General features: G+C 32.3%; 1 protein-coding gene. It reads right to left on the bottom strand.

Annotated elements, in window-relative coordinates:
• A partial coding sequence (locus FFR48_RS28690; RefSeq protein WP_137669647.1) for a transposase family protein occupies positions 1 to 251 on the bottom strand: 251 nt, incomplete at both ends.

Here is a 251-nt window from a genome sequence, read left to right as displayed (position 1 = left end):
AGACGAAATCTTGATGATGCTATGCGAAATATTTTAATAATTCTGATGATATGCTCTACAAAAATTCGTTTACTAGACAGCTTTTTATTTGCTTCTTTTTGTTCATCCGTTAATTCTTTATTTTTGGGCTTTTTCTGAGGTGTAGTCATATTATCTCCACCTATATAAGCTTTATCTCCTTGAAATCTCTGTCCAGAATCAAATTTTTCTTGTTGACCTCTAAACAAAGAAATATCGCTAGTTGGTCCTGG

It is taken from the genome of Sphaerospermopsis reniformis, assembly GCF_005402885.1.
GTDB lineage: Bacteria > Cyanobacteriota > Cyanobacteriia > Cyanobacteriales > Nostocaceae > Sphaerospermopsis > Sphaerospermopsis kisseleviana.
This window is presented reverse-complemented; position numbering and strand designations above follow the sequence as displayed.